The organism is Aeromicrobium sp. Leaf350 (assembly GCF_916858655.1).
In the GTDB taxonomy this organism is placed as follows: domain Bacteria; phylum Actinomycetota; class Actinomycetes; order Propionibacteriales; family Nocardioidaceae; genus Aeromicrobium.
Genome location: NZ_CAKASL010000003.1, coordinates 441,281 through 453,234, shown reverse-complemented (window position 1 = coordinate 453,234; position 11,954 = coordinate 441,281). Strand labels below are relative to the sequence as shown.

The 11,954-nt window shown below is 71.1% G+C and carries 11 protein-coding genes; 8 read left to right on the top strand and 3 right to left on the bottom strand.

The features are described from left to right. Nucleotides 1–47 precede the first annotated feature (47 nt). A complete protein-coding gene (locus LO931_RS15790) occupies nt 48–728 on the bottom strand; it encodes a DsbA family protein (protein ID WP_229054803.1) in 681 nt (226 codons plus the stop codon). Nucleotides 729–777: 49 nt separating this feature from the next. Beyond that, a complete protein-coding gene (locus LO931_RS15785; RefSeq protein ID WP_229054799.1) occupies nt 778–2,952 on the bottom strand; it encodes a glutamine synthetase III in 2,175 nt (724 codons plus the stop codon). Between the two features lie 162 nt (nt 2,953–3,114). On the opposite strand from LO931_RS15785, the gene LO931_RS15780 reads away from it, so the two are divergent. The 6 genes from LO931_RS15780 to LO931_RS15755 all read left to right on the top strand — a co-directional run bounded on the left by LO931_RS15780 (nt 3,115) and on the right by LO931_RS15755 (nt 9,340). Further along, nucleotides 3,115–3,651, top strand: a complete 537-nt coding sequence (locus LO931_RS15780) for a hypothetical protein (RefSeq protein ID WP_229054798.1) — start codon at nt 3,115–3,117, stop codon at nt 3,649–3,651. 204 nt (nt 3,652–3,855) lie between these two features. Continuing rightward, on the top strand, nt 3,856–5,001 hold the full coding sequence (gene sfnG, locus LO931_RS15775) for a dimethylsulfone monooxygenase SfnG (RefSeq protein WP_229054797.1): 1,146 nt from the start codon (nt 3,856–3,858) through the stop codon (nt 4,999–5,001). Between the two features lie 130 nt (nt 5,002–5,131). Further along, nucleotides 5,132–6,373 carry an acyl-CoA dehydrogenase family protein gene (locus LO931_RS15770; RefSeq protein WP_229054795.1) on the top strand — a complete coding sequence of 414 codons (1,242 nt, stop codon included), beginning with the start codon at nt 5,132–5,134 and terminating at the stop codon, nt 6,371–6,373. Between the two features lie 129 nt (nt 6,374–6,502). Beyond that, nucleotides 6,503–6,973, top strand: a complete 471-nt coding sequence (locus LO931_RS15765; RefSeq protein ID WP_229054794.1) for an OsmC family protein — start codon at nt 6,503–6,505, stop codon at nt 6,971–6,973. Continuing rightward, nucleotides 6,970–8,148 carry an SfnB family sulfur acquisition oxidoreductase gene (locus LO931_RS15760; protein WP_229054793.1) on the top strand — a complete coding sequence of 393 codons (1,179 nt, stop codon included), beginning with the start codon at nt 6,970–6,972 and terminating at the stop codon, nt 8,146–8,148. Before LO931_RS15765 ends, LO931_RS15760 begins: the two co-directional genes overlap by 4 nt. Nucleotides 8,149–8,209: 61 nt before the next feature. Continuing rightward, on the top strand, nt 8,210–9,340 hold the full coding sequence (locus tag LO931_RS15755; RefSeq protein ID WP_229054792.1) for an LLM class flavin-dependent oxidoreductase: 1,131 nt from the start codon (nt 8,210–8,212) through the stop codon (nt 9,338–9,340). A 76-nt stretch (nt 9,341–9,416) separates the two neighbouring features. Here LO931_RS15755 and LO931_RS15750 read toward each other — a convergent pair whose 3' ends face one another. Beyond that, a complete protein-coding gene (locus LO931_RS15750) occupies nt 9,417–9,914 on the bottom strand; it encodes a flavin reductase family protein (RefSeq protein ID WP_229054791.1) in 498 nt (165 codons plus the stop codon). A 148-nt stretch (nt 9,915–10,062) separates the two neighbouring features. Here LO931_RS15750 and LO931_RS15745 point away from each other — a divergent pair, with 148 nt between their 5' ends. Both LO931_RS15745 and LO931_RS15740 read left to right on the top strand, forming a co-directional pair. Continuing rightward, entirely contained in the window at nt 10,063–10,887 is an 825-nt protein-coding gene (locus LO931_RS15745) for an ABC transporter permease (protein ID WP_229054790.1), read from the top strand. A 4-nt stretch (nt 10,888–10,891) separates the two neighbouring features. Continuing rightward, on the top strand, nt 10,892–11,950 hold the full coding sequence (locus LO931_RS15740; protein ID WP_229054789.1) for an ABC transporter substrate-binding protein: 1,059 nt from the start codon (nt 10,892–10,894) through the stop codon (nt 11,948–11,950). Nucleotides 11,951–11,954: the final 4 nt, after the last annotated feature.

Sequence of the window (11,954 nt, the reverse complement as noted above, 5' to 3'; positions counted from 1 at the left end):
AACGTAGCGGCGGGTTAGCCCGGGGCCTGCGTGAGAGCGAGGGCCTCCTAGCGGCTCTCGGGCCAGGGCTCGCCGCGCTCGTTGCGCACGCGCTCGAGCGACTGGACGTAGTCGTGCTGGGAGTGCACGCCCGAGAGCGACCACTCGTCGTCGACCACGATGGCCGGCAGCTGGTCGAAGCCGACGTCGAGCGCCCCGATCTCGAGCGAGGCGGCGTGCTGTGCGTGCACGGCGTCGGCGTACTCGGTGCTGGCGAGCAGAGCCTCCGCCGTCTCGAGGTGGAGCCCGACCAGCGCGGCCCGCGTCGCGAGCACGAGGTGGTCGGCGATGTCGGCGCCCTCCAGCAGGTGGGCGCGCCACAGCTGCTGCGCGAGGTCGAACTGCACCCCCGGGCCGGCCTCGTCGGCCCACGTGAGCAGGCGCCAGGCGTCGAAGGAGTTGGCCTCGACGGCGTCCTCGAAGTTCAGGTCGATGCCGGTGATGCGGGCGGCGCCGGTGACCCGGATGTTGAGCAGCTCGGCCTTGTCGGCGCCGCCGAGACGCTCGGCGAGCGCCGACATCAGTGGGCGGCCGCTCGAGACCACGTCGGGCTCCAGCAGGTGCGCGCGCAGGGTGGTGCGGACCGGCTCGCCCGTGAGGATCGTGTACGTCGCGGCGGCCCGAGTGAACCGCGTGGCGCCGATGAAGGACCACGGATCGGTGACGTCGACGAACAGCGTGGCCTTCATGCACCCCACGCTACCGGCGCGTCGTGACGCGCCGGCAGCGTGCGGCGTCTCAGAGGATGTAGAGCATCTCCTGGTAGGTCGGCAGCGGCCAGAGGTCGTCCGCGACGGCGGCCTCGAGGCCGTCGGCGGCCGCCCGCACGACCGCCATCGCCGGCAGCAGCGCGGTCTGGGCGTGCGTGGCCTCACCGAGCGCGTCCTCGGCGTGCCCGGCGTGGATCGCCGTTCGCAGGGCGCCGATGCCGGTGCGCAGGTCGGTGATCATCGCCGAGACCTCCTCGAGCAGGTCCATGTCGGCGTCGACGCCCACGGCCTTCAACGCGGCGACGTTGGTCGCGAGCTCGGTCTGGTAGCGCACGGCCGCCGGGAGCACCGACGTCTGACCGATCTCGAGGGTCGAGAGCGCCTCGACCATGATGCTCTGCGTGTAGTGCTCGAGCCCGATCTCGTAGCGGCTGTGCGACTCGCTCTCGCTGAAGATCCCGTAGCGCTCGAACAGCTGCACCGCGGGCTCCGAGATCAGCTCGGGCAGGGCGTCGAGCGTCGTGCGGAGGTTCGGCAGCCCACGCTCGGCGGCCTCCGCCTGCCACTCGTCGGAGTAGCCGTTGCCGTTGAAGACGGCCGACCCGTGCTCGGTGATGAGCTCGGTCAGCAGCTCCTGCACGGCGGTGTTGAACTCCGCGCCGAGCTCGACGGCGGTCTCCAGCTTGGTCGCGATGTGGTCGAGCGCCTCGGCCATGATCGCGTTGATCGTGGTCATCGGCCCCGCCACCGACTGCAGCGAGCCCGGCGCGCGGAACTCGAAGCGGTTGCCGGTGAACGCGAACGGGCTGGTGCGGTTGCGGTCGCCCGGGTCGGTCGGCAGCTCCGGCAGGGTGTCGACGCCGATCTGCAGGGTGCCACGGCCCTTGGAGGACGTCGCCGGCCCCTTCGCGAGCTGCTCGAACACGCCGGCGAGCTGGTCGCCCAGGAAGATCGAGATGATCGCCGGCGGGGCCTCGTTGGCGCCCAGGCGGTGGTCGTTGGACGCCGACGCGACCGAGGCGCGCAGCAGCCCGCCGTACTGGTGCACGGCCCGGATCACGGCCGCGCAGAACACGAGGAACTGGGCGTTGTCGTGCGGGGTGTCGCCCGGCAGCAGCAGGTTGCCCTCGGTCGCGTTGCCGAGCGAGAAGTTGACGTGCTTGCCCGAGCCGTTGACGCCCTCGAAGGGCTTCTCGTGGAACAGACACTCCATGCCGTGCTTGCGCGCGATGGTCTTGAACGTCGTCATGAGCAGCTGCTGGTGGTCGGCGCCGACGTTGGCGGCCTCGAACATCGGGGCGACCTCGAACTGACCGGGGGCCACCTCGTTGTGACGCGTCTTGGCGGGGATGCCGAGCTTGAAGAGCTCGCGCTCGGTGTCGGCCATGAAGGCGAGCACGCGGGCCGGAATGGCACCGAAGTAGTGGTCGTCGAACTCCTGGCCCTTCGGCGGCTTGGCGCCGAACAGCGTGCGGCCCGAGTTGAGCAGGTCGGGACGGGCGACGAAGAAGTGGCGGTCGACCAGGAAGTACTCCTGCTCGGGACCGCAGTAGGAGACGACGGCGGCCGGGTCGTGACCGAACAGCCGGAGCACGCGCTCGGCGTGGATCGCCATCGCCTGCTGCGCCCGCAGCAGCGGCGTCTTGTGGTCGAGGGCCTCGCCCGTCATCGAGATGAACACCGTCGGGATGCAGAGCGTGTTGCCGTAGGGGTTCTCGAGGATGTACGCCGGGCTCGTGGCGTCCCAGCCGGTGTAGCCACGGGCCTCGAAGGTGTTGCGCAGGCCGCCGTTGGGGAAGCTCGACGCGTCGGGCTCGCCCTGCACCAGCGTCTTGCCCGCGAACTCGGCCAGCGCCGTGCCGTCGCCCACCGGGTCGAAGAAGCCGTCGTGCTTCTCGGCCGTGAAGCCGGTCAGCGGGTAGAACACGTGCGCGTAGTGCGTGGCGCCCTTCTCGAGCGCCCAGTCCTTCATCGCCGAGGCGACCGCGTCGGCGACCAGCGGGTCGAGCTTCTCGGACTTCTCGATCGTGGCCATGAGGGACTTGAAGATCGACTTCGGCAGGCGCTTCTGCATCACCGTCTTGCTGAAGACGTTGCTGCCGAAGATCTCACCGGGCCCCTCCTCCGGACTGAAGTCGGGAGCGGGCGGGACGTACGCCTCGACATCGGTGATGGCCTGCAGCCGGACGGGGTTCGCGCTCATGGGGGGGTCCTTCGTCGGGGGAACAGCGGCGCCGTCGCGCCGTACCGGCCAAGGATGATCGACCTGGATTACGGATCCGTGTCGGTTGCGCGTCGCTGGCTGACACGAGCTCGGCGTGCTGACCGCCGGGTGTCAGGATGAGTCCGTGGACAGGGAGGCGCCATGACCTGGCTGATCATCGCCGTGGCCGTGGCGACGGCGGTGCTGGTGGCCGTGCTCGCCGTGGTCTTCACGCTCTCGGCGACCCGTCGCGCGCGCCCAGGGCTCGGCCCGCGACCACCGGCCGGTGCCGCGCCCGGCCCCGCAGGTGCCGTCCTCCCCCCGCCTCGCCCCGGAGCGGTCGACGGCACCTGGAACGCGATGGTCGCCGGCGGCGGCCTGTTCGGCGCGATGGGCGGCACGATCAACGCCACCTTCGGCAGTCTCGACGTGACCCGGGGCGTGCTCACGTTCACCCGGGACGGCGCTGGCGGACCCGACTGGAGCGTCTCGTGCACCCAGCTGCGAGTCCGGCAGCTCGGGCTGCTCGTGGCCAAGGGCGACATCGAGCTGAACGGGCCGATGGGCACCGTGCGCTGCACCGTGAGCCGCGAGCGCGTCAACCGCTTCACGCAGAACGGGTTCAAGGACCTGCGTGAGCAGGGCTACGCGCGCGAGTTCGTGCACGCCGTGCTCAGCCACGGCGCCCGACACGGCTGACCCGCCGACGCGCGCCCGGGTACCACGTCGCGACGAACAACGAGGGCGGGTGACCACCATCCGAGCGGACGTCCTGGAGGGCTCTCGGCGACCTACGTTCGAGGAGTGCCGGACGCGAGGTCCACCACCTCGATGTCGGAGGTGGTTGCCGACGGCACCGGGCCCCGGCCCGCCCGACCGTCAACCCTGAGAAGGACATCCGTCATGACCACTCCCCCGCCCGGCTCCGACCCGCTGAAGTTCGCCTACTGGGTGCCGAACGTCTCCGGCGGCCTCGTGACCAGCACGATCGAGCAGCGCACCGACTGGAGCTACGACTTCAACGTCGAGGTCGCGCAGCTCGCCGAGAAGGTCGGCTTCGAGTACGCGCTGAGCCAGGTCCGCTACACGGCCTCGTACGGCGCCGACCAGCAGCACGAGTCGACGAGCTTCAGCCTCGCCCTGCTGACCCAGACCGAGAAGCTCAAGGTCATCGCCGCCGTGCACCCCGGCCTGTGGCACCCGGCGGTGCTCGCGAAGTTCATCATCACCGCCGACCACATCTCGGGCGGGCGCGCCGCGGTGAACGTGGTCTCGGGCTGGTTCAAGGACGAGTTCACCGGGCTCGGCGAGCCGTGGCTCGAGCACGACGAGCGCTACCGACGCAGCGAGGAGTTCATCCGGGTCCTGCGCGGGCTCTGGGAGGCCCAGGGCAAGGGCGAGGGCTTCGAGCACCGCGGCGACTTCTACCGGATCCACGACTTCACGCTGCAGCCCGGCCCGGTCGACGTGCCCGGCCGGCCGCACCCGGAGATCTTCCAGGGCGGCAACTCCACCGCGGCCCGTCGCAACGGCGGCACCGTGGCCGACTGGTACTTCTCCAACGGCAAGGACTTCGACGGCTTCACCGAGCAGTACCTCGAGGTCAACCAGAACGCCGCCCTGGCCGGCCGCGAGGGACAGGTGCGATTCGGGCTGAACGGCTTCGTCGTGGCCCGCGACTCCGAGGACGAGGCGCACGCGGTGCTCGAGGAGATCATCGCCAAGGCCAACCCGGAGGCCGTCGAGGGCTTCCGCCAGGCCGTGCAGCAGGCCGGCTCGTCCACGGGTGACGGCAAGGGCATGTGGTCGGACTCCACGACCCGTGACCTGGTGCAGTACAACGACGGCTTCCGCACCGGGCTGATCGGAACGCCCGAGCAGATCGCGACGCGCATCGTCGAGTTCAAGAAGCGCGGCGTCGACCTGTTCCTGCTCGGCTTCCTGCACTACCTCGAGGACATCGCCTACTTCGGCGAGAAGGTCCTGCCGCTCGTGCGCGAGCTCGAGGCGCAGGCGATCCGCGACGGCGAGCTGGCCCCCGCACACTGAGCGCATATCGATCCACCACTGAGACCCACAACTGAATACGCAGTCACCACACCCTGAGAAACACAGGTGCCCGCCGGAGCGGTCCGGCCCCGGCGGGCGTCATCCCTGAGACAGAGACAAGGAAGAGGATATGACCATCACCGTTCGCGAGGCACTGACCTCGTCGCCCTGGGCCCACCAGGAGATCCCCACGACCCCGGAGGGCTGGCTCGAGCGGGCCGCCGAGGTCGCCGGCATCCTGGCCGTCGACGCCCTCGAGCGCGATCGCGCGCAGGCCGTGCCGACCGCCGAGGTCCGTCTGCTCAAGGACGCCGGGCTCGTCACGCTGCTGGGCCCCGTCGAGCACGGAGGCGCCGGCCAGAGCTGGGAGACCGCCTACCGGGTGATCCGCGAGATCGCCTCGGGCGACGGCTCGATCGGCCAGCTCATCGGGTACCACTACATCTGGGCGTGGGCCGTGCGGCTCGTCGGGACGCCGGAGCAGATCGCCGCGGTCGAGGAGCTGTACACGACGCAGAACCTGTTCTTCGGTGGCGCGGTCAACCCGCGCGACAGCGACCTGACGATCACCGAGGACGGCGACGAGCTGGTCTACAACGGCCACAAGTCGTTCTCCACCGGCTCCAAGGTCAGCGACCTGACGGTCCTGGAGGGCGTGCTCTCCGGGACCGAGACGCACATCTTCGCGATCGTGCCGACCCAGCAGGACGGCATCGTCTTCCACGACGACTGGGACAACCTCGGCCAGCGCCTCACCGAGTCGGGCAGCGTCACCATCACCGACGTGCGCATCCCGTGGGCCTCGGCGGCCGGGTTCGTCGACAAGGAGTTCGTGGAGCTGGCGTACGGCACGCTCAACCTGCCCACGATCCAGCTGATCTTCAGCAACTTCTACCTCGGCATCGCCCAGGGCGGGCTCAAGACGGCGACGGCCTACACGCGCGACAACACCCGCGCGTGGCCCTACGGCGGCGACGACAAGGCCCAGGCCCGCGACGAGTGGTACCTGCTCGAGGGCTACGGCCGGCTGCAGTCGCAGCTCTGGGCCGTCGAGGCGCTCGCCGACGACGCCGGCCGGGAGATCGCCTCGCTCCTGCACGCGGAGCGCGAGGCCCTCACGCCGGAGCAGCGCGGCCACGTCGCGGTGCGGATCGCGGCGGTCAAGCAGCTCGCGACCGACATCGCGCTCGAGGTCGGCACGAAGATCTATGAGCTGACCGGCGCCCGCGCCACGAGCAACAAGGTCGGCCTGGACATCTTCTGGCGCAACGCCCGCACGCACACGCTGCACGACCCGGTCGCCTACAAGCGCCGGGAGGTCGGGGCCTACGCGCTGCTCGGCGAGCTGCCCGAGCCGACCTGGTACACGTGAGCACCCGACGGAGGCGCGGCTAGCACGCTTCCTCGATCGCGCTGGGCAGTCTCGCTCCGTGGGGCTGCCCAGCGCGCCGTGGTCCGGGCATCCACGATCGAGACGACAACCCCCGCGAGAGGAAACCCCATGGCCAAGCAGATCGTCCCCTTCACCGTGACCGGCACCGGCACCGGCGTCGCGCAGTCCCTCACCGTCACCGGCGACAACGCCCACACCTTCGAGTCCGACACCTACCCGGCCTTCGGTGGGGACGACGCCGCGCCGAGCCCCCTGTCGTACACGCTCGGTGCCCTGACCTCCTGCAACCAGATCTCCGCCCAGCTGGTGGCGAAGGACCTGGGCGTGACGCTCGGCGAGTTCACGTTCTCGGCCCGGGGCGACTTCGACCCGTCGGTGTTCGTGGGCGGCGCGGAGGGCAACGCGAACTTCGACGCCGTCACGGTCGAGGCCTCGGTGCAGACCGACGCCGACGAGGAGACCTTCGCGAAGCTCGTCAGCGAGCTCGAGCGTCGGTGCCCCGTGACGCAGCTGTTCAAGCGCAGCGGCCTGGAGTACACGTCGAGCTGGTCTGCCCTCCCCCTGGGGACGTCGGCTTGAGCGAGTCCGCCGCAGCCGTGCTGGAGCGCGTGGCGGCGCTGCTGCCCGAGGTGGCCAGCGGTGCCGCCGAGCGCGACCGCTCGCGGACGCTCCCCCGGCACCAGCTCGACCTGCTCTCGTCCGCCGGTGCCTTCTCGGTCACGATCCCCGTGGCCGACGGAGGCCCCGGCGGCGGCGCAGCCGAGGCCTTCGAGGTCGTCCGGCTCCTGGCGACGGCCGATCCCAACGTCGCGCAGATCCCACAGAGCCACTTCGCCTACCTCCGCCTGGCGGCCCACGCCGGCAGCGCGGCGCTGCGCGACGAGCTGTTCGGAGCGGTGCTGACGGGCGAGCGCGTCGCCAACGCCCAGTCCGAGCGCACGGGCCGGACCGTCGCGGACCAGGCCACCCGCATCCGCCACGTCGATGGCGGGGCCGTCGTCGACGGCCGGAAGTTCTACTGCACCGGGAGCCTCACGGCCGACTGGATCGCGGTGCTCGGCCGCGACGAGGCCGACGTCGAGCAGGTCGGCTTCGTGCGTGCCGGCACGTCGGGGCTCACGATCGTCGACGACTGGACGGGCATGGGCCAGCGCACCACCGCCAGCGGCACGATCACGTTCGAGGGGGTGCGCATCCCCCGCAGCCACGTCGTGCCGCGCGCCGAGACCGTGGCGGGACCGCACGCGTACGGCGCGTTCGCCCAGGGGCTGCACGCGGCGATCGACGCCGGCATCGCCCGCGGCGCGTTGCAGGACGCCGCGGCGTTCGTGCGCTCGTCGAGCCGGCCGTGGTTCGAGGCCGGCGTGGACCGCGCGGAGGACGACCCCCTCCTGGTGCAGCGGTTCGGCGAGCTCGAGGTCGACGTGCGGGCCGCCGAGTCGGCCCTCCTCGTCGCCGCCGGGGCCGTCGACGCGGTGGCCCGGGCGACGCGCGACGTCGTCGACGACCTCGCGCGGGAGGCCTCGCTGCAGGTCGCGGCAGCGAAGGTGCTGGCCGACCGTGCGGCGCTGGCCGTGACCTCGGCACTGTTCGAGCTGGGCGGCACCCGTTCGAGCGACGACGGCCTCAACCTGCACCGGCACTGGCGCAACGCCCGCACCCACACCCTCCACGATCCCGTGCGCTGGAAGCTGCAGCACCTGGGGCGTTGGGCCGTGGCCGGAACCCCGCCCCCGCGAGGGCCGCAGCTGTGAGGCGTACCGCGATGCAGGACGGCCTCCACGCCGGCCTCGTCCGTGATGCACACTCGGGCGCATGAGCCTCACGTTCGACTGGTTCCTGCCCACCACCGGCGACAGCCGGGCGCTCGTGGGCGGCGGACACAGCGTCCCGAGCGACCTCGGCCGCGCCGGCGGCTCGCTCGACACCGCGGGCCGGTTCCGCGAGCCCGACCTGCGCTACCTCGCCCACGTGGCCCGCACGGCGGAGGACCTCGGCTTCGACGCCGTGCTCACGCCGACCGGCACCCCGTGCGAGGACGCGTGGATCGTCGCCTCGGCGCTGATCCCGGAGACCGAGCGGCTCAAGTTCCTCGTGGCGCTGCGGCCTGGGCTGATCACGCCGACCCTGCTGGCGCAGATGGCCTCGACGTTCCAGCGACTCTCGGACAACCGCCTGCTGCTCAACGTCGTGGTCGGCGGCGACCCCTCCGAGCAGCTGCGCTTCGGCGACCGCGTCACGAAGGACGCGCGGTACGAGCGGGCCGCCGAGTTCCTGCAGGTCTTCCGCCAGTCGTTCACCGAGGCGGGCAGCTCGTTCACCGGCGAGTACTACGACGTCGAGGACGCGCGCACCCGCCAGGCCGCGCAGGTGCCGGAGATCTACCTCGGTGGCTCCTCGGCCGCGGCCGGTCCGGTCACGGCGGCGCACACCGACGTCTATCTGACGTGGGGCGAGCCGCCGGCCGCCGTGGCCGAGAAGATCGCCTGGATCCGTGGGCTGGCCGAGGCCGAGGGACGCACCGTGCGGTTCGGCGTGCGCCTGCACACGATCTCGCGCGACCACTCCGAGGACGCCTGGCGCATCGCCGACGCGATGCTCGCCCAGCTCGACCCGGCGGAGGTCGCCAAGGCGCAGGAGGTGCTCAAGACGAGCGAGTCCGAGGGCCAGCGCCGCATGCGCGAGCTGCACGGCGGCGCCTTCGACCCGACGGACGCGCGCTCGCTCGAGGTGCACCCCGCGCTGTGGTCGGGCGTGGGCCTGATGCGCAGCGGCGCCGGCACCGCCCTGGTCGGCAGCCACACCGAGGTCGCCGACCTGATCGCGGAGTACGCGGCCGTCGGCATCGAGGAGTTCGTGATGTCCGGCTACCCGCACGTCGAGGAGGCGTACTGGTTCGCCGAGGGCGTGCTGCCGATCCTCCGCCGCCGCGGCCTCCTCACCTGACTCGTACCCAGATTTGCGCCGAGATGTGCGATGAAACCGAGGTGGATCCGCACATCTCGGCGCAAATCTGGGTCGGTCAGAAGGCCTGGTGGGTGCCGAACGTGCGCTTCCAGTAGGTCAGCGGGGCCGAGGGGGTCGAGTCGGCGCCGATGACGTCGCCGATCAGCAGCACGTGGTCACCGGCCTCGACGAGCTGCGAGATGCGCAACGCCACCCAGGCGTGCCGGTCCACGAGGGCCGGAGCGCCGTTCTCGAGACGCCACGGGACGTCGGCGAACTTGTCGTCGCCCTTGCCGGCGAAGCGCAGCGCCACCTGGTCGTGGTGCGCGGCCAGCACGTTGACGCCGACGATCGAGTCGACCGTGAGCCGGCTCAGCAGGTTCGAGCCTCGGTCGAGGGCGAACGTCAGCTTCGGCGGATCCATCGACAGCGACATGAAGGCGCTGACCGTCGTGCCGTGCGGCACCCCGTCGGTCAGGGTCGTGACGACCGAGACCGAGGCCGTCACGTTGCCCATGGCGTCGCGGAAGGCGCGCTGGGTGGACGTGTCGGGGACGCTGGACGTGACGGGCATGTCCACGACGGTAGGCGTTCGACGCCGCCGCGCGCGCCGATCCCAGATGCCGGACGTGTGACGATCGCCGCTCGTCCCCCGCCTGGCAGGCATCCACTCCTTGAGACGGCGTCTCGACAGGTGTCGGCGGCCCCTAGGGTCCTGCCTCGTGACCCGACCCACGACGGCTGACCGCGCCCGCGCTCTGCTGCCCCACGTGGTCCTCCTGGCGGTCGTGCTCGCCGCCTGGACCGCCGTCGCCGCGTCCGACCTCGTGTCGCCGTCCTACCTCACCCCCAGCCCGCTCGAGGTCTGGAACGCCTTCGTGCGCGCCAACTCCGACCACCCGATCGGCGGCGGCGTCGACCGCATCGTGCGGGGCGAGGAGAACTACTACCTCTGGGAGCACCTGCTCGCGAGCCTGCAGCGCATCGGCCTCGGCCTGGTGTTCGCCGTCCTCGTCGGCATCCCGCTCGGACTGCTGATGGGCGTGCGCGCGATCGGCGCCCTCCTCGGCCCGTACGTCGACTTCCTCCGCTCGATCCCGCCGCTGGCCTACATCGGCTTCCTCGTCGCGTGGTTCGGCATCTACGACACCTCGAAGGTCTGGCTGCTGTTCCTCGCCGCCTTCCCGCCCATCGCCCTGGCCACGCTCAACGGCGTGCGCGGGGTGCGCGGCGACTACCTCGACGCCATCCGCACCCTCGGCGCCGGGCGCCTCAGCACCGTCACGCAGGTCGTGCTCCCCGCGACCCTGCCCGACATCCTCAGCGGCCTCCGGGTCGCCGTCGGCTTCGCCTGGACGACCGTCGTCGCCGCGGAGCTCGTCAACGGACTGCCAGGCATCGGGGGCCTGGCGTATCTCTCGGGATCGCAGAACAAGATCGCCCTGTCGGTCGCCTGCATCATCGTCATCGGCCTCACCGCGATCGCCCTTGACCTCCTCATCCGCCTCGCGGAACGACGACTCGCCGGCTGGCGAGGGAAGGACTGACCCCATGAACCGTCACACCCTCCGAAGGGGCGCCGCTGCCGCAGCGGTCGCCGCCCTGCTCCTGTCCGCCTGCAGCCTGGGCGGCGACACCGAGGCCGACAGCAGCGCCTGCCCGTGGGAGGCCGACGAGTCGGTCGACACGACGGTGCGCATCGGCTACCAGAAGATCCCCAACGGCGACGTCATCGTCAAGGACCAGAAGATCCTCGAGAACTGCCTGCCCAACGCCACCATCGAGTGGAGCAACTTCGCCTCCGGCGGCGACGTCATCCAGGCGTTCGGCGGCGGCAGCCTCGACATCGGCCTGGCGGGCTCCTCCCCCAGCACCCGGGCGCTCTCCGAGCCGCTCAACATCCCGGTCTCGGTCATCTGGATCCACGACGTCATCGGCTCGGCCGAGTCGCTCGTCGTGCAGGAGGGCGTGGCCACCGACATCGTCGGGCTGAAGGGCAAGACGATCGCCACGCCGTTCGGCTCGACCGCTCACTTCTCGTTGCTGCAGGCCATCGCCGACGCGGGCGAGGACCCGGCCGCGTACAACCTCATCAACTCCGAACCCGAGCAGATCGCCCCGGCCTGGGGCCGCAAGGACATCGACGCCGCCTGGATCTGGGACCCGACGCTGAGCGAGCTCAAGAGCCAGGGCGGCGAGGTCATCCTGACCAGCGAGGACACCGCCGAGGCCGGCAAGCCGACCTACGACCTCGCGATCGCCGACAACACCTTCATCGCCGAGAACCCCGAGGTGCTCGAGACGTGGGCCAAGGCGCAGGACTACGCCGTGAAGCAGATCTCGGAGGACCCCGACAAGGCCGCCGAGAGCGTCGCGGTCGAGGTCGGCGTGACGACCGAGGAGGCCAAGGGCCTGTTCGACGGCTTCGTCTTCCTGACCGCCGAGGAGCAGGCGAGCGCGGACTGGCTCGGCGGCAAGCTCGGCCAGGACCTCTTCGCCACGGCGCAGTTCCTGCTGACGCAGGACGGCATCGCCGCCGTCGCCGACGCGTCGGTCTACGCCGCGGGTGTCGACGCCGGACCCGCCGAAGCTGCCGCGCAGGCGGACTGAGAAG